General features: G+C 43.6%; 19 protein-coding genes. 15 read left to right on the forward strand and 4 right to left on the reverse strand.

Annotated elements, in window-relative coordinates:
• The first annotated feature begins 329 nt into the window (after positions 1-329).
• The 3 genes from QUB64_RS12100 to QUB64_RS12110 all read left to right on the forward strand — a co-directional run bounded on the left by QUB64_RS12100 (position 330) and on the right by QUB64_RS12110 (position 3,066).
• Complete coding sequence (locus QUB64_RS12100; protein WP_333269459.1) at positions 330-1,202, forward strand: ParA family protein; 873 nt, start codon at positions 330-332, stop codon at positions 1,200-1,202.
• On the forward strand, positions 1,199-1,645 hold the full coding sequence (locus QUB64_RS12105) for a hypothetical protein (RefSeq protein WP_333269458.1): 447 nt from the start codon (positions 1,199-1,201) through the stop codon (positions 1,643-1,645). Before QUB64_RS12100 ends, QUB64_RS12105 begins: the two co-directional genes overlap by 4 nt.
• 68 nt (positions 1,646-1,713) lie before the next feature.
• A complete protein-coding gene (locus tag QUB64_RS12110; protein ID WP_333269457.1) occupies positions 1,714-3,066 on the forward strand; it encodes a hypothetical protein in 1,353 nt (450 codons plus the stop codon).
• 792 nt (positions 3,067-3,858) lie between these two features.
• Here the strand turns inward: QUB64_RS12110 and hpsL are convergent.
• The gene (gene hpsL, locus QUB64_RS12115) at positions 3,859-5,523 is read right to left on the reverse strand and encodes a hormogonium polysaccharide biosynthesis protein HpsL (protein ID WP_333269456.1); all 1,665 of its coding nucleotides are present in this window, start codon (positions 5,521-5,523) and stop codon (positions 3,859-3,861) included.
• A 407-nt stretch (positions 5,524-5,930) separates the two neighbouring features.
• On the opposite strand from hpsL, the gene QUB64_RS12120 reads away from it, so the two are divergent.
• Positions 5,931-6,632 (forward strand): alpha/beta hydrolase, encoded by a 702-nt coding sequence (locus QUB64_RS12120; RefSeq protein WP_333269455.1) that lies wholly within the window; start codon positions 5,931-5,933, stop codon positions 6,630-6,632.
• A 163-nt stretch (positions 6,633-6,795) separates the two neighbouring features.
• Here QUB64_RS12120 and QUB64_RS12125 read toward each other — a convergent pair whose 3' ends face one another.
• The 3 genes from QUB64_RS12125 to QUB64_RS12135 form a co-directional block, all read right to left on the reverse strand.
• A complete protein-coding gene (locus QUB64_RS12125) occupies positions 6,796-7,692 on the reverse strand; it encodes a succinate--CoA ligase subunit alpha (protein ID WP_333269454.1) in 897 nt (298 codons plus the stop codon).
• Positions 7,693-7,901: 209 nt separating this feature from the next.
• A complete protein-coding gene (locus QUB64_RS12130) occupies positions 7,902-9,131 on the reverse strand; it encodes a succinate--CoA ligase subunit beta (protein WP_333269517.1) in 1,230 nt (409 codons plus the stop codon).
• A 516-nt stretch (positions 9,132-9,647) separates the two neighbouring features.
• A complete protein-coding gene (locus QUB64_RS12135; protein ID WP_333269453.1) occupies positions 9,648-11,162 on the reverse strand; it encodes a glycosyltransferase in 1,515 nt (504 codons plus the stop codon).
• 377 nt (positions 11,163-11,539) lie between these two features.
• Here QUB64_RS12135 and ebsA point away from each other — a divergent pair, with 377 nt between their 5' ends.
• The 11 genes from ebsA to QUB64_RS12190 all read left to right on the forward strand — a co-directional run bounded on the left by ebsA (position 11,540) and on the right by QUB64_RS12190 (position 25,693).
• Positions 11,540-11,914, forward strand: coding sequence for a type IV pilus biogenesis protein EbsA (gene ebsA, locus QUB64_RS12140; RefSeq protein WP_333269452.1), 375 nt, complete (start codon positions 11,540-11,542; stop codon positions 11,912-11,914).
• A 676-nt stretch (positions 11,915-12,590) separates the two neighbouring features.
• Positions 12,591-13,688, forward strand: coding sequence for a phosphotransacetylase family protein (locus QUB64_RS12145; protein WP_333269451.1), 1,098 nt, complete (start codon positions 12,591-12,593; stop codon positions 13,686-13,688).
• A 267-nt stretch (positions 13,689-13,955) separates the two neighbouring features.
• Positions 13,956-14,459, forward strand: a complete 504-nt coding sequence (locus QUB64_RS12150; protein WP_293131869.1) for a DNA recombination-mediator protein A — start codon at positions 13,956-13,958, stop codon at positions 14,457-14,459.
• Positions 14,460-14,474: 15 nt separating this feature from the next.
• Positions 14,475-14,891, forward strand: a complete 417-nt coding sequence (locus QUB64_RS12155) for an MAPEG family protein (RefSeq protein WP_333269450.1) — start codon at positions 14,475-14,477, stop codon at positions 14,889-14,891.
• 277 nt (positions 14,892-15,168) lie between these two features.
• Positions 15,169-15,660, forward strand: a complete 492-nt coding sequence (locus QUB64_RS12160; protein WP_333269449.1) for a YajQ family cyclic di-GMP-binding protein — start codon at positions 15,169-15,171, stop codon at positions 15,658-15,660.
• Positions 15,661-15,664: 4 nt separating this feature from the next.
• On the forward strand, positions 15,665-16,645 hold the full coding sequence (locus QUB64_RS12165) for an SGNH/GDSL hydrolase family protein (protein WP_333269448.1): 981 nt from the start codon (positions 15,665-15,667) through the stop codon (positions 16,643-16,645).
• 559 nt (positions 16,646-17,204) lie between these two features.
• Positions 17,205-17,345, forward strand: a complete 141-nt coding sequence (locus QUB64_RS12170) for a hypothetical protein (RefSeq protein ID WP_333269447.1) — start codon at positions 17,205-17,207, stop codon at positions 17,343-17,345.
• 358 nt (positions 17,346-17,703) lie between these two features.
• Positions 17,704-20,448, forward strand: coding sequence for an ATP-binding protein (locus QUB64_RS12175; protein WP_333269446.1), 2,745 nt, complete (start codon positions 17,704-17,706; stop codon positions 20,446-20,448).
• The gene (locus tag QUB64_RS12180; RefSeq protein WP_333269445.1) at positions 20,441-21,427 is read left to right on the forward strand and encodes an ABC transporter substrate-binding protein; all 987 of its coding nucleotides are present in this window, start codon (positions 20,441-20,443) and stop codon (positions 21,425-21,427) included. Before QUB64_RS12175 ends, QUB64_RS12180 begins: the two co-directional genes overlap by 8 nt.
• Before the next feature lie 50 nt (positions 21,428-21,477).
• Positions 21,478-24,087, forward strand: coding sequence for an ATP-binding protein (locus QUB64_RS12185; protein WP_442921652.1), 2,610 nt, complete (start codon positions 21,478-21,480; stop codon positions 24,085-24,087).
• Positions 24,077-25,693, forward strand: coding sequence for a response regulator (locus tag QUB64_RS12190; RefSeq protein ID WP_333269443.1), 1,617 nt, complete (start codon positions 24,077-24,079; stop codon positions 25,691-25,693). Before QUB64_RS12185 ends, QUB64_RS12190 begins: the two co-directional genes overlap by 11 nt.
• The last annotated feature ends 381 nt before the right edge of the window (positions 25,694-26,074 follow it).

The raw sequence follows: 26,074 nt of genomic DNA on the forward strand, positions 1-26,074 counted from the left end.
TCTCGCATGACCTCCGTGAATATAAGATGATAACTAATAACTTATATGCGGTCATGCTTCGCCCTCTTCAAAAGTGATATGCACCCGCTTAAAATGAATTATAATTGATTAAATATCTCGACAAATTGTATTTGATTTCAAGGCATCTAACGGTAAGAAAAAAGGTTGATTTGACATCAGTTCATGTTTATTTTATGATGATTTTATCGATCTCACTTTCCTTCTTGTCTCAGTTGACACATCGTGACTCTGGTATACGATCGCCCTTTCAATTAACCTCCACAATATGTTTTAATAAAAAATTGAGCAAAACCTAAGCATACCCAGCCATGAACCCCAAATCCATAGCAGTAATCAACTTCAAAGGCGGTGTCGGAAAGACCACCGTCACCTGGAGTCTGGGAAATATTATATCGCAAGGAACCGACTTAGAAGTCTTGATGTTAGACCTAGACCCGCAAATGTCGCTCACAGAGGCGATCGGGCTTAACGAAAACACTGGTCATTTAGATGACAAATTTGGTAAGTGGTACGAAAAATCTCTCAAGCACAGACTCACAATTTACGACGCTCTCGAAGTCTTTAAAAAAGCCGGACAGAACTTTAAATTTCCCGTTGGTTTCGACACCATTTATCAGATTGACGAACAGTTGCATTTTATCCCTTCTGTTGAAGAATTGTATTGGTTAGATTTAGATGGATTTGAGGGGAAAAGTGTTAAAGACTTCATCCGCAGGTTCAGCGGGAAAATCGCCAACTCTCCCAATCTCCCCAAATACGACTTAATGCTGTTTGACTGTTCGCCTTCCTTCAGTCTCCTCACCTACAGCGTCCTCTCTTCCTGCGACTTAATACTGATTCCCGTCAACCCAGATTATTTTGGTTCTAGGGGATTGAGTTTAGTTTTAAACTCGCTCCAGAAACGGATTGAGCCTTACCCGTTTCCCAAAATTGCCGTGTTTATGAATAAAGCTAAAATCTATGGAGGATTGCTGACAAATGAAGTTCAGTTTTACATGAGAGAAGTCAAGAGACTTTGTGCTGAAATATCTAAAGACAATAACATAGAAGTGAGATTTTTAGAATCGACGATTCGGGAAAGCGTCGGGCTAAAACGGGCGATTAATGAGGGAGAATTGCCGCGAGAATTAGTTAGAGAGTTTGAGCAACTTTGGCGCGAGTGTGAGGAGTATCTGAAATGATTAAAAAAGATATTTTGGCTGCTGGTGAGCAAAAAAGCGGAGGATTGGTTGATGAAATTAGCGAACTTAAGGCTATCTTGCGTGAAGTTTCCAAGAAATTAACTAGGATTGAGGATCAAGTCAAGCAGGGAGTGCTTTCGGCTGGGTCGAAAACTTCGGAATTACCTACTGTTGCTGATGTCGATCAACCTGCTAATTTATCGGCGGGCAATGTTCTCGAAGTTTATGAAGAACTGCGTTTACAAGCTAAGAAGGGTCATGAATTAGAGGTGAGGCAAAAATTGTCGGCTATGAGTGCAACTGATTTGAATTTGATGTGTTGCGAGTTGGGGATGCCACCGAGCAGCAAGAATCCGTCCCGCAAAAAAATGTTTGAGCTAATTATTGGTAGAATTAAGCAGAGTTTGATGCTGTCGCGACATATCGATCGCCAAACACTGTAAAAATTAGCCTCTGAATCGAGAAAATGGGTTTTAATTTGCCTTTCCCACTGGGATTTAGAACAGGCAAGATGCCTGTTCCACAAGAGTTTAAGTTGATTGTGGGGTGGGCATCTTGCCCGCCCCTGAACAACTTGTGGCAACTTCTGCAACTTTTCAGGTTCCATAAATTAGGGCGGTTTTGGTCGATCGCCCCGATCGCCCTAACACTCGGAATAACCCTGTTTTTGGGCCTTCAGGGCCCTCCGACAACCGCAGCCCAAAAACCGAGGATACTGGCGTTTACAGCTCTCCACAGGCGCGGCAGCGAGGTGAGAAACAGTTTATTTACCGTCAATGCTACCAGTTTGGCCCGCCGCGAACTTACACCCAATCTAGATGTTAGCTATACCGTAGTTTGGTCGCCCAATGGGGATCGACTGGCTTTCGTTGTCGGAAACACTGACATTTACACAGTCAAGGCTGACGGTTCCCGGCTAACTAAACAGTTTGCTGGGGATGCTTGCAAAGCAGCTAATTTTGAAATAGTTTGGTTTTCCAACAGCCAAAAACTTGTTTGTGCCCGTTCTTGCAATGGTTTCACCTCAGATTCTCCCGGTAGTGAATCACTTTATACGAGCGACACTTCGGGTATTAAAGGAACTAAATTAATTCGGAATTTGCAAGTAGGAGGACAACCTGCTAAAACAGAAATTTCATCGGCATTCTATCTTTCACCGGACGGTCAGCAGGTAGCATTTATCAAGGATAAAAATATCTACAAAATGAATGCTGACGGTTCGGGCATGACTAAATTAACGAAAAGTCCCGGCGAGTATACATCCGGCGGTAGCGAACTTGTTTGGTCGCCCGATCGCACAAAAATCGCTTTTTTCTCCGGCACCTATCCCCAACAGCAAGTTTACACCATCAATACCGACGGCACCAACCTCAAGAATTTGACCAACAACCCGCAACATCAAGTCTATAGCGTCAAGCTATTTTGGTCGCCCGACAGCAGCCGGATTGCTTACTATCATGGCAAAGCGGGCGATTTGAGCGGAGAAAAGCAGGATATTTATGCGATCGACATTAACCGGGGAACCGCCAAAAACCTCACCCAAAAACCCCAAAACTACGATGCACTTTCCTGGTCGCCGGACGGCAAACTTATCGCCTGCGCCGCCGGAGACTTCAACCATAAAAAACTCTACACAATAAACGCTGACGGTGCTCAGCTAAATCAACTAGCTTCTCGGCTAGGACTGTCGGGAATTTCTGAATTAGCTTGGTCTTCTGACAGCCAGCAAATTGCTTTTACATTTGATGACATCAAAAATGACAAAAGCAATTTGTATGTAATTAATCGCGACGGTTCTGGATTGACAAAATTGACAAACGACAAGGACTTAAATGCTGGCACCGCGGTTTGGAAACCGCAGTAAATTTATAATTTATATCGTGTCCGATCGATTAACCGCAATCAGATTAGTTCGTTCGTAGTGCCCCGCCCAGAGTCCGCTCTCATGCTGCGGACTCTTCGGGGGCACGTGCGTTCCGTTTTTTTTATGTAATCGACCGGACACGATCTTATATCATCTCCGGTGAAACTACCACAATTAAATTGGTTTGTAGTCAGGACTTCAGTCCTCTTCAAATGAGAGAGGACTGAAGTCCTCACTACAAACTTTTATCAAATTGGAGCAGATGCAATAATTTTTTTCTCCTTTAATTGCTATCGTGTCCGATCGATTAACCGCAATCAGATTAGTTCGTAGTGCCCCCGAAGAGTCCGCTCTCATGCTGCGGACACCAGGACGCACTACAAACCTTTTTTTTATGGTAATCGACCGGATATGATATTATTGCATCTCCGGTGAAACTACCACAATTAAATTGGTTTGTAGTCAGGACTTCAGTCCTCTTCAAATGAGAGAGGACTGAAGTCCTCACTACAAACTTTTATCAAATTGGAGCAGATGCAATAATTTTTTTCTCCTTTAATTGCTATCGTGTCCGATCGATTAACCGCAATCAGATTAGTTCGTAGTGCCCCCGAAGAGTCCGCTCTCATGCTGCGGACACCAGGACGCACTACAAACCTTTTTTTTATGGTAATCGACCGGATATGATATTATTGCATCTCCGGTGAAACTACCACAATTAAATTGGTTTGTAGTCAGGACTTCAGTCCTCTTCAAATGAGAGAGGACTGATGTCCTCACTACAAACTTTTATCAAATTGGAGCAGATGCAATAATTTTTTTCTCCTTTAATTGCTGGTGAACTTCCAATTCCAGTCCCTCAAGTTCCTGCTGTTTTTCCTCCTGCACCTGTTTGTCAATTTTGGGTAACTTTAAAATCGCCCCAGCCAACACCCAGTAATACACGGAAACTGGATCTACATCCAGCGGATAGTATTGAGGATTAATCGTAATAAATCCCACAAATACCCAAAAACTAGCTCCGTAACTCCGCAAATTTTTGTCTTTGACAGAACGGTAAGCTCGAAAACTTAAAAAAGCTAAGTGTAAAACCATGATTTGAAAAGCAACCATTCCCGGATAACCAAGTTCATAGATTAACTTAGGATGGAAAGTTTCAATTAGTTGCGTAGTACCAAATATTCGCGTTGAATTAGTCGCTCGTCCCACACCTCTACCGAGAGGTCTGTCAATGATAAAATTGTTACTCTGCTGTAACTGATTCAAGAAAAACTGCTGAGGTGGTGCAGCATTCCAACGGTTAATAAAACTCTCCCACCGCTGCTCGATAATTCCTGGGTTACTTGCTGCGCCGATAAACAGCAGAATCGCCAGTCCTACACCGATGGGAATGAATCGTTTGAAATTAACTAATTGACCTGTGAGAATTAGCAGGATGACTGTGGCAACTGGAACCATAACTAAAGCTGCTCTTTGACCAGAAATAACTGCATTGGCAAATACTAATGCCATGCCTAATAAGCCGATAACTCGCCACCAGAAGGAAGGGTCGCAAAAGGCAGAAGCGAAGGTTAAAAAAGCATTAGAAATTAAAAACCATGCCCACTGCCAAGGGGCAACAAAAGTTCCCGGCAAGCGGATAAATTTGACTTCTGGACTGAATACTAGAGAACCGCCAACAAAACATCTAGCTTGCAGCGTTGCTTTATATAATTCTTCTCCGCTCATGCCTCTGGTACCAGCGCACTTTCCACTTTGGAGCAACAGGTACTGAATCAAACCGAGAAGGCAGCAAACGATCGCCAAAACTACGTGCATTCGACTAAAAAATACCAAATCCTTCTTAGTGCGGATCAGATAATAGGTACAGGCAATCAGCGGTATGTAACCTATCAATACTTTTAAGCCGAGAATTCCTTGTAGAATGGGTTTGTCGCCCTTCATCGGATTGAGCTGCATCTCTCCGTTGACAAAAATCAAAGTCAGCATCGCCATCATCAACAGGATGCTGAAGGTAGAAAGCATTTGTTTGGGAATGAACAGAGGCAACTGTTTCTTTTTGCAGCTTTGAATGAGGCCAATGAGAGCTGGTATGTAGAAAGCATCTTTGGCTACTTGAAATGCAGCATTCCCGCCACCAATTGCGTAAGTAACTGTACCGCTCAAAGGTAGGTAAATAAAAAAAGCCCAGAAAGCTGGACGCGGGTATTTGTAGGAAAGCAGTAAAATGGCTACGGCGGCGCCTCCTGCAATAGCAATCTTAGCGCGGACTACGAATAACAGGGGGATGCTGACAGCAACGCCGATCAAACAGCTTATGACGATCGCTTGCACAACTTCATTGCGCTTTTGTGAAGTTTTGCGTTTTTGTGCAGCGACTTCTTTTTTGCTGAGCGCTGTTGTTTTTTCACTCTGCTTTTTTTTTGATTTTTGGGATTTGCGCTTGGTTTTGAACATGACTTCTATAAGGCACTTATAGCCTTTCTCAAAAAGGTGAGGTACAGGTACAGGTTGAGATTTTAGATTTTAGATTTTAGATTGGGGGATTGGGGGATTGAGGGATTGAGGAATTAATTGGTCAATACCTCATATGAGAGCTCGAACTGCTATATGTAGAAGGCTGAAGGCACTCGGATGTAGAAGGCACTCGGATGTAGAAAATAGAAGGCAGAATGAATAGAATAAAAAATATTTTGGTAAATGTGGTTACTTATTCTTAAAGTCCAGAACTCGAAATAATTTGGGTCGAGATTGTGGGTGCGAGGCTGGCATAACTTACACTCGCGACCTTGTAGAATATAACTGCTGCATCTATAATGTACAAATCTCGAAAGAATAATTTTAATCGATCGCTGAAACTGAATATGAAGTTAACAAAATTTGTATCGATCGGCATTGCCCTAGTTGTAGGAGCAAGCGCGAGCTTATTATCTAGCAGCAGTAGAGCATTGGGGGCAGAAAAAGTTATCCTGACATTTGGCCCGATCAGACAAGCCATCAATATCAGCGACTTAGAAGACTTTGCTAAAGATGGCACGACGACGCCAACCCTCAAACAAATTATCGGGTTCTCCAAAATGGACCCCAAAATTTTGCAGGGGTTGATCGGTTTACAAATCGGTTTAAAGCCCGCTAATCTCGCCCGGGTAGTTTACAGCACGCCGGGGGAAAAAATTACTGACGAAATCGGTCAAGCAATTCGGACTCAGCGCCGCACAGAAGGTGGCAAAGCCCTGCGGGCGGCGGTGATTCTGGCATCGGGCGACGACGGTAAGGTATCGCTGCTGGAAATTTTGAAAAAGTATCCTCTGCCGGAGGTTTATGTAGATGTTGCCACCATTGCTGCGACTGTTGGGAAAATTCAGGGTTTGGCTGGAAATCTGAGCAGCCTGCTTCAAGATTCGACGCGCGAGACAACGAGGACAACTCAGACAAATCGCGTCGAAAGTCCGATCGCACCTCCCCGCAGCGTTCCCCCAACAACCCCCCTGAGAGTGCGCCGCCCCGCCGCACCCTTACCAGCACCCGCACCGCAGCCTGTGAGGCCCGTCAGAGGACTTTGGTAAGCACATCATCGTCATCGGTTTGATCGTTCCGAATGCGAGTCCTCAGACTTTTCTAAGGACTCGCATTCGGAACGATCAAACCCATTTGATTGTGTTCGATAGCAATCAATTTTTCTTGAGCAATTTAAGGACTCGCATTCGGAACGATCAAACCAAGAAGCAATTAATTTTTCTTGAGCAATTTTTTGAGCAACTTGGGAACCTCCGAAGGCCGAGCAGCCACGGGTATGTCCGCCTCTTCAAAGGCAGCCATTTTGTTCTCTACCGTAACACCAAAGGCTTTCTGGGCAGCAGCCCGAGAACTGATCAGGATGCCGGCGTGGCCCAAAGACGGGCCCTTGGGAGCATAACGGCCAGCCAAATAAGCAACCACAGGTTTGTCGATCGCCGAAGCGATGTAAGAAGCAGCAGCTTGTTCGCTCCACCCGCCAACTTCCCCCACCAAAACCATCGCCTCCGTACTCTCATCTTCGTCCAAAAGTTGCAGCCACTGCATAAAAGAAGAACCAACAATCGCATCGCAGCCAATACAAACCGCCATCGACTGTCCCAAGCCCGCCTCAGTCAGTTCGAGAGCAACTTCATAAGTCAAAGTGCTGCTGCGGCTGATTACCCCGATCGGGCCGGGAGTGTAGAATTCCTTGGGGTGAGTTCCCAGCAGCAGTTTGTCGGGGACAATAATCCCCGGACTGTTGGGCCCGATTACCAAAGTTTCCGTGGCTTCTGCTTTTCGGACTAAGCGCACCATATCCAGAGGAGGAACTCCTGGAGTGACGATCGCAATTTGCCGAATTCCTGCGGCGATCGCTTCTAGAGCCGCATCCAGCACCCAGTAAGGCTCTACCAAAATTACCGTAGTGTCAACGTGACCCACTGCCGCCACAGCTTCTTCTACCAAATCAAAAATCGGAATTCCCTCCAACTCCAGCCCCCCCCTACCGGGGCTGACACCGGCGACTACATTCGTGCCGTATGCTTTCATCATCAAGGCGGCGCGACTTGACGCGGGAGATTCTGTAATGCCCTGTACTAGGACTTTGCTTTCAGGAGTTAAATTCATTTTTTCCAAATTAGACTTATTGCATAAATCTTCGATCGATCGGGAGACCGCAGATTCTAGGCGGATAAACGCAGATAAACGCAGATATTTTCTAGAATTGAGAGCTAATCAATGTCAACTTCTCTATTAACAACAGATGACATCGATCTTTAAAAAGCAGAAGGGTTTCATCTGTTGTCGAAAACTCTCGTTTTGCCGATCGACTACCGCTACTTAGCCCCGGATACAGCTTGAGCCACAGCTTCATCCAAAGTGCTAGCTAGCTGCACCGGCAACTGTCCCAAACGCTTTTTCACAGCATCAGCATCGATCTCTACCAGGCGCAACACAACTTTAATATGCCGGTTGGCGCGAGATTTCCGTTCCAAATAGCCGGCTACGGAGGCCGTGATTTCCTCGCTCTTGGAGGCGCTTCCCAAAATATTTACCAGTATCACCTTAACGCTTTTATCCTGACCGACTAACTCCAGACCCAAATCCGCGCGATCGCGCAGGGCATTTGCCCCGTCGTAGCGGTCTAGGGAACCCATATTCAGAAAATTAGCTGGTTTTCCTCCTTGGTGGGCTACAGCATCCAAAGTTGCCATTGTCAGGCCCACTCCGTTGCACAAAATCCCGATATTCCCGTCTAGTTCGATTAATTGCAAGGATTCTCCATCCGAGATCGGGGATTGAGATTTGGGGTCAAACTCCGGTGGCGAGTGCTGCTGCTTCGAGTGGGAATTCCGGCCGCCAGGGGCAGAGGGACTTCTCCTCTCCGCTGCTAAACCGCTGCTTTGCTTCTTACCCGAAAGTACGGCCAAGTCTGGATGTCGCCCCAAGGCATCGTCGTTGGCGGTGACTTTACCGTCTAAAGCCATGAGTTCTCCCGTCGGACTGATGCCGAGAGGATTGATTTCCACTAAATCTAAGTCTTTTTGGACAAACAGCCGGTACATTTTCTCGACAATCGTGCTCACGGATTGAATCAAGTCTCCCTGCAATCCCATTTTCAGCATCAGACGCCTCGCGTAAAAAGGCGAAAATTCTTGGTCTACGGCAACTTGCTGCATTTGGTCGATCGACCCTTCAACATCCATACCTCCTTGTCTCGAACCCAGAAGTACCGGGCGTCTGGCTATGGGGTCTAGCAGTACCGCTAAGTACAATTCTTGGTCAGCGTTGTACTTTGCTTCTGCCAGCAGGACTTGGGGATATTCATCCTCGATCGGCAAATTAAAAATTGTTTGAGCCGCAGCAACTGCATCGATCGTATTTTCCACAAACTTGATGCCACCCGCCCGGCCTCGTCCCCCAGCCCGCACTTGCGACTTAAGTACAACTGGGTAAGGAATTTTCAGCCCTTTGAGGTCGGCGGGTTTATCAATCCGCTGTGAGGGCAAAATCGGAATTGCCATCTGGCGAAATAAAGATTTGGCTTGGTACTCTAACAAATCCATTCTTAATAACGGGTGACGGGTATTTGGCAACAAGCAATTCGTCGTAATTGGCAATTCATAATTAATAGATACCAATTGGCTTTTTGTCAAGTTAAAAGTTAAAAAATATGGCTTTTATCTTTTAATTTTAGATTTTTGTATGGGCGATTACTTATTCGGTATTGCTGCTTGCAGATTACGTATCACTTAATCTGTTTCGCAGTGTTTTTTCCGATCGAGAATTGCCAAATTTCATGGGCGGCTCTGGCGGGGACATATAGGATAAGGAAGAAGGAAGTTTGGCAACCGATTCGCACTCGTCGGATTTAACGGATCTCACGGAGGTCAGGAAGAAGGAGGTACGAACCGCGAAGACGCTAAGGACACGAAGGAAGAATCAATGAAAGCTGATGTTTCAGCAATGCGAGAACGTCCTAGACATCAGGGCGGTTGCTATATCTGGTGCTGATTATTGCTGGTTGTTTTGTCTTCGGGCTTTTGGTAATACTGTTCCGACATATTTCTGCTAGCTAATTATCAATTGATGCTAGCAGTGCCTTGATGGACGGTTTTAACCCATTTCAGTCGCTTGGGACGCACCGAAATCCGAGCCGTCACAATCCCCACCAGCAGCCAGTGCAACATATACACAGTACCCTGGAGGGTTTGCAGCAAGGTGACAAAAACTCTTTTCATGTCAAATTTGGTCTCTTTGCGGGTGCGGCGCAAACCGACAAACATTCCCACCACTGACAAGGTAAGGGTCATCACAGTTATGGGACTGGCGATCGGCATCCGGCGCAGCGCAATTGACATCAAAAAGTCCGGCAGCGCTACTGTGGGCAAGAAATATTGAGATACCCAAAATCCAAATAAATCCCAAGTTTTCCCAGTTCCCATACGGTTGCGCAAAATTAGCTGCCAGTAGTCAAGATAACGCTGATAGCCGCCTTCTGCCCACCGATTGCGCTGGTGCCAAAGAGCGCGAGCGTTCGTGACTCCTTCTTCTGACACGGCTGGGAAAGCCAGAAATTCAATGTCCCACTGGTCTAGGTGCAGCCTCACCGTCAAATCCAGGTCGTCGGTAATTGTTTCCTCGTTCCAGCCGCCGCAGCGTTCTAAGGCGGTGCGGCGCATGAATTGGCCGTTACCGCGCAATTCTCCAATGCCGCCGATCGCAATCCGCTGCTGTTGGAAAAAACTGTCGAGAGCCATTTCTGCTTCTTGGCCGCGAGTCCACACATTTACGGCTGCATTGGCGATCGCTTTTCTGACTTGCACCGCCCCTACCTTTTCTCTCTCGAACACCGGCAGCACCCGGCGCAGCAAATCCGGCGTTACCGTCGCGTCGGCGTCAAATATTCCCACAAATTCCCCGCGAGTCAGCGGCAAAACTTCATTCAGGGCTCCTGACTTGCCACCGCTGGCATTTGCTCCTCTGCTAAATACTTTGAGCTGCGGGTACTGTTTGGTTAGCTGTTCCAATACTAGCGCCGTGCCGTCGCTGCTGCGATCGTCGATCGCCCAAACTTCGTAACGGTCGATCGGATAGTCTACATTGCAGATTGATTGTACGAATCGGGCAATCACCGCTTCCTCATTTTTCGCCGCCACCAGCAGCGACACATAGGGCCAATCTTCTCGATTTTCATCCGCCAGAGGAGGCTGTGCGGGCTTGGGTTGCGCCAACAAAACTCGAAATGCTTGCATCCACAACAGTCCCATCAAACCCCACACTACCCACGCACCCCAAGAAATTAAGTGTAGGGCGATCGTGCCGCCCCAAATCGCAGTCAGCACTATGGCGGCTTTTCCCCGGCGTCCCCGGTACAGATTTTGAGGAAAAGAGGGAGATCCCGGCACAGACACCGCCACCGGGAGTTCTGATGAAGTTTCCGTGTCAAACACCCTGTCGCCCATGTCTGGTATGGCAAATATTGTGCCGAGCTTCGAGTTCGAGGTCAAACTCTTGAGCTCTTCTTGAGCTAAATCAGGGATGTCCAACTTAAGCTCGCTGCGAGCGTCGTTTTCTGGCCAAGAACTCTCCTGCATAGGTTACTTGATTCAACCACCAATAGTTTTTGATTTTAGAGATAAGTATTTACTGTATCAGGTTCTGAGCTTTTGTCGAAAGCCGACGGGAGCAGGCACCGCAGGAGGGATCTCTGCTGGTCTGGTACAGCAATGGTAAACTAGCATTGCATATAGTCTTGGGGATGACCCGCCCAAAAACGGATACCGTGCCACGTATAATCGTCGTGAGCCGCCCCAAATTTTAGACTCCTGTTCCAGTTCCCAGATTCATCTGTGGAATAAATCGAAAATCCCAAATCGAAAAATGGAAAAGCGACTGACTCTTGCTTGCGATCGACCAGGAAGATCTGCTAGTTTTTTCAGATGATCTCAACCCACTGTCAGGATGCGGAAATATGTCTCTTCCTCAACTGAAACCAGCCGACGACAAAGAAGTGAAAGTCTACGCGCCTTTCTATCAAGAGCCCAGGCGCAAGTTCTTGCCGCACGCTATTGGCCTCTACAAGCTCAAAAGCTTGGAGGGGGCCAGAAAAATTGACGGCGGCGAGGACGTGCCGTTTGTCGCTAGTTGGAATATCTCGTCGCTGCCGATGGATTTGACCCGCTGTCGGGTGTTGTTTGACGGTAATGCTGAACTCAGCTACGAAGTGACTATGCAAAGCTCTGAGTTTGTCAGTTGCTTAATTGAGGTACTTTTGACTTTTCAGCGCACTCGTACCGTCGATTTTTCTAAAACGTTTTACCGGAAGCTGATGCGCATGGATGAGTAACTTTCACCGCACCCGCGCTCCCGAAAGTCCGCTATTGATTGTGTCCATAAAATCCGCATTAATAATGTAATGCCATCGGGACAGCGAGATTATATTATTGGTGCGCTATTTCTATTTTAGGAGTTACGCGCGCTGACCTTGCTAAACCCGGTTGCTACGATTTTTTGTGTTGACTAACGAGAAATACACTCAGAAACCGGGTTTCTCGCCTCCCATGCATCAGCCTTGTATTTGAGGAGTTACGCGCGCTGACCTTGCTAAACCCGGCTGCTACGATTTTTTGTGTTGAGTAACGAGAAATACACTCAGAAACCGCGTTTCTCGCCTCCCATGCATCAGCCTTTTATTTGAGAAGCCGGAATACTAACTGATTTCTTTGATTATTGCCTAAATTTCGCAACAGAATTGGCAGACAATTGTTCTCGAAAAAAACAGTATTGAAATAAATCACTGTCGCTCAATAGTTCTTGAAAACCGAGAATCAAAAAAAACATCATGAAAAAAAGATGTGAAAAAATGCGAACAACAGGGTCGCGAACAGGTGAATAAAAGTTTTCCCAGAAAAAAACTATCTACGCAAACGCGACAAAATCGAGTATAATCATATTGCGAAATTGACTCGCAGTGCAGAAATACTGTTGAATAAACTAAATTTATTTAAATAGACAGGTCCAAATTGAGGAGAGAAGGCGTACCCAAATTGACTAAATATTTACTGATCGGTTCGACAAAAGCTTACAGCGGCAAGTCCGCGATCGCCCTGGGGATGGCCCTCGCACTCCGGGAACAAGGACTGGCGATCGCCTACGGCAAACCTCTGGGAACCTGTTTCAGCTCGGAGGGAGCTGGAGCGGCGGAGGAAGATGTGCGGTTTGCGGTAGAGACGCTGAAACTCTCAGAAAGTCAGATACCGTCAACACTGCTGTACTTGGACGAAGAGACGGTTCACAAGCGTTTGCGGGGAGAAGACAAGACAGATTATCGCCAGTCTCTGGCGCAATATTTGCAAAATCCCACGGGAGACTTGGTGCTGTTAGAAGGCCCCGCTAATTTGGAGGAAGGTAGTCTGTTTGACTTGTCTTTGACTCAAGTCGCTGATGCCGTTGATGCCTCTGTGTTGCTGGTGGTGCGCCCGATCGATCTTTATATAGACGATTTGCTGTCGGCTAAGCAACGTTTGGGTTCGCGCTTGGTTGGCGTTGTGCTCAACGACGTTCCCTCGGACAAACTCGAATCCGTAACCGCAACTGTGCGACCTTTTCTGGAGGCACAGGGTATTCCAGTTTTGGGAATGCTACCGAGAAGCGCTTTGCTGCGCAGTGTCAGCGTCAAAGAATTGGTGCACCAACTGAAAGCTGACGTGCTCTGCCGTCGAGACCGTTTGGACTTGATGGTGGAAACCTTGACAATTGGTGCGATGAATGTTAGCTCTGCTCTGAAGTATTTCCGCAAAGCCAGAAATATGGCTGTGGTGACGGGGGGCGATCGCACGGACATTCAGCTAGCGGCTCTGGAAAGCTCGACTCAGTGCTTAATTCTCACAGGCCACTTGCCTCCTTCTCCCTTGGTAATCGGCAGGGCAGAAGAAATGGAAATTCCAGTTTTGTCTGTTGATTTGGATACCTTAACCACGGTGGAAATTATCGACAGCACCTTTGGTAGCGTCCGCCTGCACGAACGCATCAAGGTGGAATGTGTTACTCAGCTAATGGCAGAACACTTTGACCTCAAGAGCATGATGGCATCCTTGGGTTTGGGCGATCGAATCCATTAAGCAGGCAGCCGGAAGTGAGCGAAGAAGCTATTCGGCAGAGCGAAGAAGGCAAAGAGACTTTTTTATGGAAAAAATAAAATAAAAAATTCTTAAATTCTCAATTTTTCTTGAATTCTACCTTCAGACATTCTGCCTTCTGGCTTCCTCAAACCTCCCCATCCTCTAGTCAGATACCGTAAATCAGCAATTCTTAACTTCTTTTTGGTGGCAATTGCTAGTTAGTCTGCTAGAATCCACAACGTAGTTTTATTTAATTTAATAAATTCTTTGAGTCAATCAATTGAGCTACCCAGAGTTGATGATTTTTTACAAGAACTTGCGGCGATCCAGCAAACAAGCTCCAAGCGGGTTGCTCTTTTGGGTTCTCGCCACGTTCCTATTACCCACCAGCAGCTAATTGAGATGCTGAGCTACGCCTTAGTTCTGGGAGGCAACCAGCTCATCACATCCGGGGCTACAGGCACCAATTCAGCCGCAATTCGGGGAGCAATGCGAGCAGATCCTAATCTGCTGACGGTGATTTTGCCACAAAGCATGAGCCGCCAGCCTCGGGAGTCCCGCGAGCAGCTCGAACAAGTCATACATTTGGTAGAAAATCCCAAAAATGACAGCTTGTCTCTCCCGGAAGCAAGCGCCATGTGCAATCAGGAGATTATTTCTCGCTGTCAGCAACTGATCTGTTTTGCTTTTCACGAAAGCCATACTTTGCTGAAAACTTGCCAGGATGCCGAGGAACAGCGCAAAGTGGTGACTCTGTTCTATTTTGATTGAAATACGAGGCGGATAATGCTGTTGGGATTGCCTGTGTCGGTTATTCTGCTTGATTCTATTGCGGCGGCGGCGGCGCTGGTTTACGCACCGTTTTTGGTGGTTGCCCTCGCCCGCTTGCAGCTAGGTTACGACCAAGCGGCACCTCGCGCTATGTTTGACAGGTTGCCTGCTTACGCTCAGCGGGCAACTTGGGCTCACCAAAATTCGTTTGAGACGTTTATGCTGTTTTCAGCGGCGGCTTTGATGGCTTTTGTGACAGGAGTAGATTCGGAGGCGGCGGGCTGGGCTGCGATCGCTTTTCCTCTAGCCCGGTTGTTGTTTTCGGTTTTCTATATTCTGAATGTGCCTCTGGGGCGATCGCTCATGTTTGCGATTAGTTCTTCTTGCACTGTCTCTTTATTCTATTTCAGTTTGATGGCTGTCAAGGGCTAATTTTCATTAGTCATTAGTCATTGGTCAGTAGTCATTAGTCATTAGTCATTAGTCATTAGTTAAGAGACGCTTAATTAATGACTGATGACAACAATTCTCAATCTCCACTTATATGATGTCCAATCGAATGCTCTCAATAAAATTGGTTGGTAGTGAGGACTTTAGTCCTATCATTAATGCGGACTAAAGTCCTCACTACAAACCTTTTTAATAATGGTAATTGACGGGACATGATATTACCAATTTACCAATTTACCAATTTACCAATTACTAATTTATGGCTGCTAATTATTCATTTGATATTGTCAGCGAGTTCGACCGACAAGAATTAGTTAATGCTGTTGACCAAACAGTGCGGGAAATTCAAAGCCGCTACGACTTGAAAGATACCAAAACCACCGTGGAATTGGGCGAAGAATCAATTACTGTCAATACGGACAGCGAATTTACTCTCGATGCAATTCACACCGTTTTGCAAACAAAAGCCGCCAAGCGGAATTTATCTCTGAAAATTTTTGATTACGGGAAAATTGAAGCTGCGAGCGGCAGTCGCGTCCGTCAAGAAATTAAACTTAAAAAAGGACTGACTCAGGAAATCGCCAAACAGATTACTAAGTTAATCCGCGATGAGTTCAAAAAGATTCAAGGTTCGATTCAAGGCGATGCCGTGCGGGTTTCTGCTAAAGACAAGGATGATTTGCAGTTGGTAATTCAACGCTTGAAACAAGAAGATTATCCCGTGGCTTTGCAGTTTAACAATTACAGGTAGCCTTGTGAAAGCTCGGTATTGGATTCCCAGTTGTGCGATCGCATTTTTGAGTGCGATTGAACTTGCGTTGCGCTTGCTGGGATTCGGAAATCCTGCTTTGCTGCAAGCTGATGCTGATGCTGGCTATATATTTGCACCAAATCAACTTGTATATCGTTTTGGCAATAGACTTGAGTACAATCAATTTTCTCAACGGTCTCAAAAAATAGATTTAGCCAAGCCTGAAGGTACTATCAGAATTTTGATGACCGGAGATTCGGTTCTCAATGGGAATAATACCACGGATCAGGCAGAAACTATTACAGAATTATTGGCAGCGCGTTTGTTGGCTATCAACAAGCAGGTTCAGGTACTGAATGCTTCTGCGGGCTCTTGGGGAATTGGCAATCAATTGGGATATATTCGCAAGTTTGGCACTTTTGAAAGCGATGCTGTGATTTTGCAAATTGGTACTCACGATTTGCTACAACCTCCAAGCAGCAGCGCGGGGGTGGAAAATAACCCGCTGATGCCGAATCGCAAACCGTTATTGGCAATCCAAGAAGTGTTTGACAGACACGTTATGCCGCGATTTTCTAGTGTTTTTGTGGCGAATTCCCCTGGGGCGGGCGTGCAGGTGCCCGAAGCGCAACGGTTTAGGGAAAATATGCAGCGATTTGAGCAAATAGTGGCTTTGGTGCGATCGCGAAATATTCCGTTGTTTGTGTTGTATACTTGCGATCGCTCCGATTTACTGCCGATACCGAATCAGCCGAAGTTTAAATCTGAGTTTGTCGATCGGCTAAAAGCTTTGAAAATTCCCGTCACAGACACTCATGCAGCCTGGTCAAAATTGCCGAAAACCACGGTAGAAAGTTATTTTCGGGATGGGGTACACCCCACAGCCCCAGCCTATAAATCAATGACAGATTTATTGTTTCAGCAGTTGTGTACTGAGAAAAAATTAGCTGCTTGCTCATTAACCAATACCAACTCTGAAAAGTAGTTCTACACATATAGCCTTTCTCAGAAAGATGAGATATGTCTGGGAATGGGGAATGGGGCATGGGGCATGGGGCATGGGGAATGGGGCATGGGGAATGGGGCATGAGCCAAACAGGGAATTGGCCAAACAGGGAATTGGTGGTTCCTCTCTTATGACCGAGGTTTCTCTGGGTAAAAATAATCGCCCGCAGTGTGTATTCTCTAAGAGTGCTTGTAGGAGAATTTGCCATACCTCATCTTTCCCTTGAACCGCTATATATTTTCCGCGACTGTCTGTAAAAAAACGGTATTGCCTTGTCCCGAGTCGAAGCGGCAATTTCAATAATTGGTAGACAATTTAATTTTAGCAATATGCGAGCGAAATTAATATTAAACCTCTAAAATTGTGACTTTTTTATTCACAATTTTAGTGGCACTTGCTGCAAGTTTATCGCACTTAACGGACGTAAATCCTGCGATGCTGACTGCCGATTAAAAACCCGGTTTCTCCGTCCATGAGTATATTTTACGTTGTGGTAAGTGTATCTACCTAGCTGCCGAAAGATGGCACGGACATGAGGATGACAGTTAGGGATGGCTGCGAAGCCACAAAATACATCATCAAATCTACCACCAAAGCGAATGCTACAGGTATAATTGCTTTAATCTGGAGTGTTTTGGAAGCAGAAAGGGCGATCGTTCTTGGCGCTGGATGTGAATAATTCCTTCGCAAACCCTTGGTTGAACGTAGGATTTTTGAATCGCTGGCTAAACATCTGGGTGCAAAAAAATATATTTGCGATCGAGCTCAATCGCTTACTGGGGATCATTCCACAGACAAAACTTTGACATTGGGCCTAAGCTGTACCTGTGAGAGTCGATCGCTCAGATATACGAAACTGCTCTTGAGGTGAATACCCAACTCGTGATGGAACCGATCGGATCAATTCCCGAAACAGAGATTTTTTTCACAGAATATTTGAAACAACAGCTCTGTAGATTTTAAGTTTAGCAAATTGCTGACTTAGCCGAAACCTATTATTCAAGACAATCAATCAAGCCTAAATATCAAGTCATATTATGATGGTAAATCGAGCTAATACCTCTAAACAAAACAGACAAATCTCTTTAAAATTATTGTTAATTGTTCCCTTTGTCTTACAAATAGCGGGAATTGTCAGCGTCATTAGTTATCTTTCCTTTAAAAATAGCCAGAAAGCCGTTAACGAAATTTTAACCCAGCTAAAAAATGAAATTATTTTACGTATTGAAGAAAATATTACTAATGATTTAAGTACGGCTATCAAGCTCAACCAAGCCAATATCAACTTGATTAAATCAAAAATGTTTAACCTCCAAAATTTATCAAATTTGGAGACATATTTATGGCAAATTATCAAAGACGAACCTAATTTAAATGTTAGTTCTTTTGCATTGTTAAACAATCAAGGGCAATATAGAGTAGCTCAAAAAATAGCTAATGGTTCAATTATTATTAATGTTGTAAATCCATCAATAAATCGTAATTTTGACTCTTTTAGTACCAACGAAAACGGTCAAAAAACCAAGCTAATTAAAGTCAATAAAAATGTTGATATTCGGCAGCGTCCTTGGTATAAAGAAACTGTGGCAAGAGCAAGACCAACTTGGAGTAAAACTTATTTTTCTTTAGTAGAGCCTAGGTTATTAATTAGTTATACTACTCCTATTTATGAAAAAAGCAGTCAAAAACTAGAAGCAATGGTTATGACTACTTTGATTTTAGAAAATTTAGGCAAATTTTTAAGAAATCTTAAGATTAGTAAAAGCGGAGAAGTAATTATTGTTGATACTTCAGGACATTTAATTGCAACTTCTACACAAGAACCTCTTTTTCGGATTAAATCTAACAAAAAACAAGTCATGAAAATGGCCGAAAGCAATAATATTATTACTAGATCTATTGCTGAATATCTACTTAATAATTGGGGGAATTTACAAAAAATCCAAAATATAGACAACTTACAAATAACCATAAATCAACAAAAATATTTTTTAACTGTTCAATCATATAAAAATGCGGAGGGAATAGACTGGCTGATTATTGTGGCTATTCCTGAAGCGGATTTTATGGATAAAATTAATGCTAACAACCAACAGACTATTTTGATTTCTCTTTCCGCTTTACTCGTAGCTATTGGCATTGGGATTGTTACTGTCAATTATGTAATCAAACCAATTTTAGAATTAAACAAAGCTTCTAAAGAAATTGCCAAAGGGAACTTGAATCAAACCATAGAAATTAATCCCATTGATGAAGTAGGAGAATTAGCCAATTCTTTTAATTTGATGGCTCACCAATTACAAGAATCCTTTGAAACTTTGGAACAACGAGTAGAAGAGAGGACAGCAGAGTTAGTCATTGCTAAAGAAAAAGCCGAAGTAGCCAATCAAGCTAAAAGTACCTTTATTGCCAACATGAGCCATGAATTGCGATCGCCTCTAAATGCTATTTTAGGCTTTTCGCAATTAATTTTAAGAACCAAGGCTCTCCCCCCCGAACAATACGAGAATGCTGGCATCATCTATCGCAGTGGTGATTACCTATTGACGCTGATTAATAATATTCTTGATTTATCAAAAATTGAAGCTAGCAAAGTCACCCTAAATCCTCAAGTATTCGACATATATTGCTTGCTGGATGAATTAGAAGATATGCTGTATTTGCAAGCAACAAATGCCGGATTAAATTTAATATTTGAGCGCAGTGAATCATTACCTCGCAATATTTGCACCGATAAAATCAAGCTCCGTCAGATTTTACTGAATTTACTGACAAATTCGATTAAATTCACTCCCAATGGAGTGGTTTGTTTGACTGTTTGGAAAAGCAATGAAGCAACAGAAGATGTTTTTACTTTGAATTTCCAGATTCGCGATACTGGGGTAGGGATTGCAGCAGCGGAATTGCCAAAACTCTTTGATGCCTTTAGTCAAGCCGAAGCAGGAAAAGAAATGCAGGAAGGAACGGGTTTAGGTTTAGCCATCAGCAAGCAATTTGTGCAACTAATGGGAGGGGATATTTCCGTAGAAAGTGAATTAGGCAAAGGTACAACTTTCCAATTTTTTATTCAGGTAAAATTGGGTCAAGAAAGCAACAGCAAGAGTACAGTAGAACATGGCAAGGTGCTGGAACTTGCGCCCGGTCAACCTACCTACAAAATCCTCACAGTCGATGATAAATCTATTAATCGACAACTGTTAATTAAGCTGTTGAGTCCCTTGGGATTTGAGATGAAAGAAGCTAGTAACGGACAAGAGGCGATCGCAATTTGGGATGAATGGGAACCGCACCTGATTTGGATGGACATGAGGATGCCTGTGATGGACGGCTACGAAGCCACAAAATACATCAAATCCACCACCAAAGGCAATGCTACGGCTATAATTGCGTTAACGGCGAGCGTGTTGGAAGAAGAAAAGGCGATCGTCCTTTCGGCTGGTTGTGATGACTTTGTTCGCAAACCCTTTGCTGAACATACGATTTTTGAATCATTGGCGAAACATCTGGGTGTCAAATATATCTATGCAGAAACAATATCTCCAGTCTTGGATGATACAGAAAAAAGCCCCTTGACATCGGAAGATTTAACCTGTATGCCTCAATCATGGATTGCTCAATTATACGAAGCTGCACTTGAGGCTAATACTAACCTCGTGTTGCAACTGGTAGGAGAAATTCCCCAAACAGAAACTTATCTTATAAAAACCTTGACCAAACTTGCACGTGAATTCAAGTTTGAGCATATAGTTAATTTAGTAGAACCCCGGAGTGGCAATGTCTAAACTACTCAAGTCCGTTACTATTTTGTTCGCGATTTGCTGGTTGCTATTGACTTGCCATGCTTCAGAACCAACCGAAGTAAAACGCCCTCCTTTAAAAGTAGCTTGCGCCATTTTTGTTGGCAATGCACCAGCCATCATAGCCCAAAAAAAAGGATTCTTCAAAGCACAAGGGATAGATGTGGAACTGAGTTATGTAAAATACTCCCAATTACAACGCGCAGATTTTAGTGCCGGGAAGTATGATGGTATTGGAGGTAGCTTGGGAGGTTTTATTAGCTTAAGTGCCACAAATCCCGATATGCAAACTGTCATGGTTGTAGATGAAAGCATAGGCGCAGATGTGGTAGTTGCACAATCACACATTAGAACAGTAGCTGACCTGAAAGGGCAAAATCTGGGTGTAAGTCTAGGCGGATTTAGTGAAATTTTTGTCGCTGAGATGTTGAAAACTGCTAATTTAACTAGCGATGATGTCAACCTAGTCAAATTCGATGCTGTGGAAGTTGCCAAAGGATTAAAAATCAATACAATCCAAGCAGGACACACTTGGGAACCCCATCTTTCTGAAGCTTTAAAATTAGGAGGACACATCCTGTTTAGCAGCAAGCAAACTCCTGGCTTGATTTTAGATGTGCTTACCTTTCGCGGTGAAGCAATCCGCGAACGTCCGGAAGATATTCGTGCATTTATTCGAGGATGGTTGCAAGCACTGAACTACTGGGAAGCAAATGTTAAGGAAGGAAACGCTATCATCAGTAAAGAATTAAATTTTTCTACGACTCAACTATCTATAGATGGCATAAACCTCACTAATCTTGAAGAAAATAAGAAGTTTTTTGAATCGAATAGCAGTCATTCTATCTACAAAACAGCTAAGAAAAATGCAGAGTTTTTTATTCGCTCTGGCAACATTACACGCCTTCCCGAACTCAAAACTTTGTTTAATTCATCTTTCTTATATTCTCCTAATTTGCCATGAATCACTCACTTTTTAACAGTATCCGTACCAAGTTGATCGTATCATTTCTTATGGTGGCTCTTATCCCTTTATTGTTGTTAGCTTATCTGAATAAACAGACAACAGAAAAGGCACTAACTGACAACGCAAGACAAGCTCTATCGGCGGCGGCAAAGGAAACTGTTAACAGAATAGATGCGTTTATTGATGGTAATCTCAATGCCGTCCGCGTAGAAGCGCTTTTACCAGGTTTATCTGCTTACCTGGGCCAAACGGTCGAACAGCGAAAGGATAGTCGTGAAATGCGGTTAGCGACAGAAACATTAATCCGTCTCAGTCGTAAAGATACGAACAATATTCTCTCTTACGCTTTGCTAGATCTAAACGGACGGAATGTTTTAGATACGAATACACCGGATATTGGTCGAGATGAATCCAGTGACAATTATTTTAGAGAACCTCTGCAAACTCAGCTACCTTTTGTCTCTAGTATGAAGCGATCGCCAACAATTCCCGATCTAATTCAACTGTTTTTTAGTAGTCCTGTTCGCAATGCAAAGGGAAAGATACTAGGGATATTGCGAGTATCCTACAATGCCACAGTTGTTCAGCAATTAGTAACTCGACAAACTGAGCGAGCAGGCGCAAAATCATCAGCAATTCTTTTCGATGAAAATTATATTTATCTAGCCCATAGCACAACACCAAAACTGGTTTTTAAATCCCTTGTACCTCTGTCGTCTGATGTGGCAAATAAACTAAAGATAGAAGGGCGTTTGTCAAAAAAATTGAGTCAAGAAACTGCTACAAACTTACCCCAAATTAAGCAAGCATTAGATACCAAACAATCCTCTTTAATAGCATCATTTACGGACAATAATAATCAGGCAAATTTGATCGCGATCGATCGTTTACAATACCAACCTTGGTCTGTGCTTTTCGCACAACCGCTGGCTGTGGCTCTAGCGCCTGTGGAAAAGCAAATTAGTGATGCACTAATTTTATTTGCACTAATCGCTGGAGTAGTAACAATCATCGCCTTTGGCATTGGACAACTACTGACTAAGCCATTAATTGATCTCGCTAATATCGTTGCTGAGTTTACTGCGGGTAACTTAAATATCCGCGTTAAAATTAACTCAAAAGATGAAACAGCTCAACTGGCACGAGCTTTTAATAATATGGCAGGACAGTTACAAACATCTTTTGAAACTTTGGAACAACGAGTGAACGAACGAACAGCAGAGTTAGTTATTGCCAAAGAAAAAGCGGAAGTAGCAAATCAAGCCAAAAGTACCTTTATTGCCAATATGAGCCACGAATTGCGATCGCCCCTCAATGCTATTCTCGGCTTTTCGCAATTGATGGTACGCGCCACAAATATTCCCCCAGAGCAACATGAAAATGCCGGAATCATCTATCGGAGCGGTGATTATCTGTTAACAGTAATTAATAATGTTCTCGATTTATCGAAAATCGAAGCAGGTAAAACCACCCTTAATCCTACAGACTTTGACCTACATATCTTGCTGAATGATTTGGAAGATATGTTGCATCTGCGAGCTAATAATGCCGGATTGAATTTGCTATTCCAGGGAACAGAAAATGTCCCCAGCTACATCTGTACCGATGAAGTAAAACTGCGTCAGGTTTTAATTAATTTACTCAGCAATGCCATCAAATTTACCTCAGAGGGTAACATTACTCTCAATGTCTTTCAGGGAGAGCAAGAAACCACAGATGTTTTTAATTTGCATTTTCGGGTGGGCGATACTGGAGTGGGTATTGCAGCAGCCGAACTGCCCAACATCTTTAATGCCTTTAGTCAAGCCCAAGCCGGAAAAGAAGTGCAGGAAGGAACGGGTTTAGGTTTAGCAATCAGTCGGAAATTTGTGCAACTAATGGGGGGAGATATTTCCGTAGAAAGTGAATTAGGAAAAGGTACAACTTTCCAATTTTATATTCAGGTAAAATTGGGTCAAGGAACCCACAGCAAGAGTACAGTAGAACATCCAAGGGTGCTAGCACTTGCGTCCGGTCAACCTACCTACAAAATCCTCACAGTCGATGATAAATCTATTAATCGACTATTATTAATTAAGCTGTTGAGTCCCTTGGGATTTGAGATGAAAGAAGCTAGTAACGGACAAGAGGCGATCGCCATTTGGGATGAATGGGAACCGCACCTGATTTGGATGGACATGAGGATGCCTGTGATGGACGGCTACGAAGCCACAAAATACATCAAATCCACCACCAAAGGCAATGCTACGGCTATAATTGCGTTAACGGCCAGTGTGTTGGAAGAAGAAAGGGCGATCGTGCTTTCGGCTGGATGTGATGACTTTGTTCGCAAACCTTTTACAGAACACAGTATTTTTGATGCAATAGCTAAACATCTGGGTGTCAAATATATTTATGCAGAAATAATATCTCCAGTGTTGGATGATACAGAGAAACGCCCCTTGACATCGGAAGATTTAACCTGTATGCCTCAAAAATGGATTGCTCAATTATACGAAGCTGCTCTTGAGGCTAATAGTAACCTCGTGTTGCAACTGGTAGGAGAGATTCCCCAAACAGAAACTCATTTAATACGATCCTTGACAAAAATTGTGCATCAATTTCAATTTGAGCAGATTGTCGATCTAGTTGAACCCCTTATAAGCAATGAATCTTAATTTTGAAACCGCAAATAAAGGTAATATTCTAATTGTAGACGATCTTCTAGAAAATCTACAATTACTCAGCGATGCGATCCTCAAACTCGGCTACACTGTTCGCAGCGTCACCAGTGGACGGATGGCACTGAAAACAGTGAAAGTAAAGCGACCAGACGTGATACTTTTAGATATCAAAATGCCAGAAATGGATGGTTATGAGGTTTGTAGAACTCTCAAAGCGGATGCAGATTTCCGCCAAATTCCAGTTATTTTTATTAGCGCATTAGATGATGTCTTAGACAAAGTAACCGCCTTTGATGTAGGGGGTATAGACTACATCACCAAACCATTTCAAATCGAAGAAGTAGTGGCGCGTCTGGAAAATCAGTTAACCATTCAACGCCAGCAACGGCTGCTGGAACAGGAAAATATTAAGCGTCGGGAAGCAGAAGAGGTACTTTATCAATCGAGGGCTTTACTGGCTAGTGTTTTGAATAGTTCTCTGGATGGTATTGCGGCAATGCAGGCTGTTCGCAACACCGAAACAGGGGAGATTGAAGATTTTCGCTGTTTAGTCGTTAACCCCGTAATTGCTAGAGCTTTTCAACGCAGCCGTGAAGAGATGATTGGCAAATTGGTACTCACAAAAATCCTGAATTCTGTCGATCCAGAACTATTTAATCGCTTCGTTAATATTGTCGAGACTGGGGAAATTTTAGAACAGGATTTTTACTATGAATCAGGAGAATCTTGTTGGTTTCATGTTGTAGCAGTCAAGTTAGGAGATGGTTTTTCCGTTACTATCCGTGATATAACCGCCCGCAAACAAGCCGAATTTGAATTACAACAACAAGCTAAAAATTTAGCACTTACTCTGCGCGAACTAAAGCGCACCCAAGCCCAACTCATCCAGAGTGAGAAAATGTCTTCAATTGGGAATCTGGTTGCAGGGGTAGCCCATGAAATTAACAATCCAGTTAATTTCATTCACGGCAATTTGATTCCTGCTACTGAATATTTCAAAGATTTACTGTATTTGGTAAACCTCTATCAACAACATTTTCCCAATCCCCCAACAGAAATTAAAGTAGAAATTGATGCTATCAACCTAGATTTTTTGCAAAAAGACTTGATCAAACTTCTGAATTCTATGCGGATAGGAACCGATCGCATTCAGGGAATAGTTCAGTCATTACGAAATTTCTCCCGTCACGATGAATCTGAATTGAAACGAGTGGATATTCATCAAGGTATCGACAGTACGCTGATGATGCTTAAAAGTCGGCTGAAAGGCACAGCAGAATATCCAGAAATAATCGTGATAAAAGATTATGCTCGCTTGCCCAAAATTCAGTGTTATTCTGGTCAACTAAATCAGGTATTTATGAATCTTCTGGATAATGCTATTGATTCCATTTGTACCAAATCTATCGGCACACAAGGAGAAATAAAAATTAGAACTAAACTTATGAATAAGAACAAAATATCTATTCAAATATTAGATAATGGTGTGGGAGTTTCTGAGGAATTACAATCACAATTATTCGATCCCTTCTTTACTACCAAACCCGTGGGAAAAGGTACAGGACTAGGACTATTTATCAGTCACAAAATTGTAGTATAGCAACATGGTGGGAATTTATATTGTGACTCACTATTGGGAAAAGGAGCAAAGTTTGTCGTTGAAATTCCTCTTATTCAATAAAATTTGAGTAAAGATGCTTGAGCAGCACTTACAACTAACACCACCAGTTTAAAAAAATATTGCTACAATTCTCACTCTTATAAAAATTATATTTTTAGAATTGTCCGAAGAGAGGAACGAAGCAATCGCAGAGTCTATTTTTCACATTGCTTTTACTTTCTTGACGGTTTGATGTGAACTGTATTGGCTTCTAATTGATATTTAGCAATATCAGGACTTACACATTAAGACCAAAGAAACCGGGTTTTTTACCTAATCTGTGCATTACAACGAATAATTTTCGTAAAAAACCCGGTTTCT

It is taken from the genome of Microcoleus sp. Aus8_D2 (assembly GCF_036702665.1).
GTDB lineage: Bacteria > Cyanobacteriota > Cyanobacteriia > Cyanobacteriales > Microcoleaceae > Microcoleus.

Bases quoted from the DNA above. Each gene is read 5' to 3' on its own strand.
- QUB64_RS12120 (WP_333269455.1), top strand. From the start codon at position 5,931: ATGAAGTTAACAAAATTTGTATCGATCGGCATTGCCCTAGTTGTAGGA.
- QUB64_RS12160 (WP_333269449.1), top strand. From the start codon at position 15,169: ATGGCTGCTAATTATTCATTTGATATTGTCAGCGAGTTCGACCGACAA.
- QUB64_RS12110 (WP_333269457.1), top strand. From the start codon at position 1,714: ATGCCTGTTCCACAAGAGTTTAAGTTGATTGTGGGGTGGGCATCTTGC.
- QUB64_RS12185 (WP_442921652.1), top strand. From the start codon at position 21,478: ATGGTGGCTCTTATCCCTTTATTGTTGTTAGCTTATCTGAATAAACAG.
- QUB64_RS12100 (WP_333269459.1), top strand. From the start codon at position 330: ATGAACCCCAAATCCATAGCAGTAATCAACTTCAAAGGCGGTGTCGGA.
- hpsL (WP_333269456.1), bottom strand. From the start codon at position 5,523: ATGTTCAAAACCAAGCGCAAATCCCAAAAATCAAAAAAAAAGCAGAGT.
- QUB64_RS12105 (WP_333269458.1), top strand. From the start codon at position 1,199: ATGATTAAAAAAGATATTTTGGCTGCTGGTGAGCAAAAAAGCGGAGGA.
- QUB64_RS12125 (WP_333269454.1), bottom strand. From the start codon at position 7,692: ATGAATTTAACTCCTGAAAGCAAAGTCCTAGTACAGGGCATTACAGAA.
- QUB64_RS12180 (WP_333269445.1), top strand. From the start codon at position 20,441: ATGTCTAAACTACTCAAGTCCGTTACTATTTTGTTCGCGATTTGCTGG.
- QUB64_RS12155 (WP_333269450.1), top strand. From the start codon at position 14,475: ATGCTGTTGGGATTGCCTGTGTCGGTTATTCTGCTTGATTCTATTGCG.
- ebsA (WP_333269452.1), top strand. From the start codon at position 11,540: ATGTCTCTTCCTCAACTGAAACCAGCCGACGACAAAGAAGTGAAAGTC.
- QUB64_RS12135 (WP_333269453.1), bottom strand. From the start codon at position 11,162: ATGCAGGAGAGTTCTTGGCCAGAAAACGACGCTCGCAGCGAGCTTAAG.
- QUB64_RS12130 (WP_333269517.1), bottom strand. From the start codon at position 9,131: ATGGATTTGTTAGAGTACCAAGCCAAATCTTTATTTCGCCAGATGGCA.
- QUB64_RS12190 (WP_333269443.1), top strand. From the start codon at position 24,077: ATGAATCTTAATTTTGAAACCGCAAATAAAGGTAATATTCTAATTGTA.
- QUB64_RS12170 (WP_333269447.1), top strand. From the start codon at position 17,205: ATGACAGTTAGGGATGGCTGCGAAGCCACAAAATACATCATCAAATCT.
- QUB64_RS12175 (WP_333269446.1), top strand. From the start codon at position 17,704: ATGATGGTAAATCGAGCTAATACCTCTAAACAAAACAGACAAATCTCT.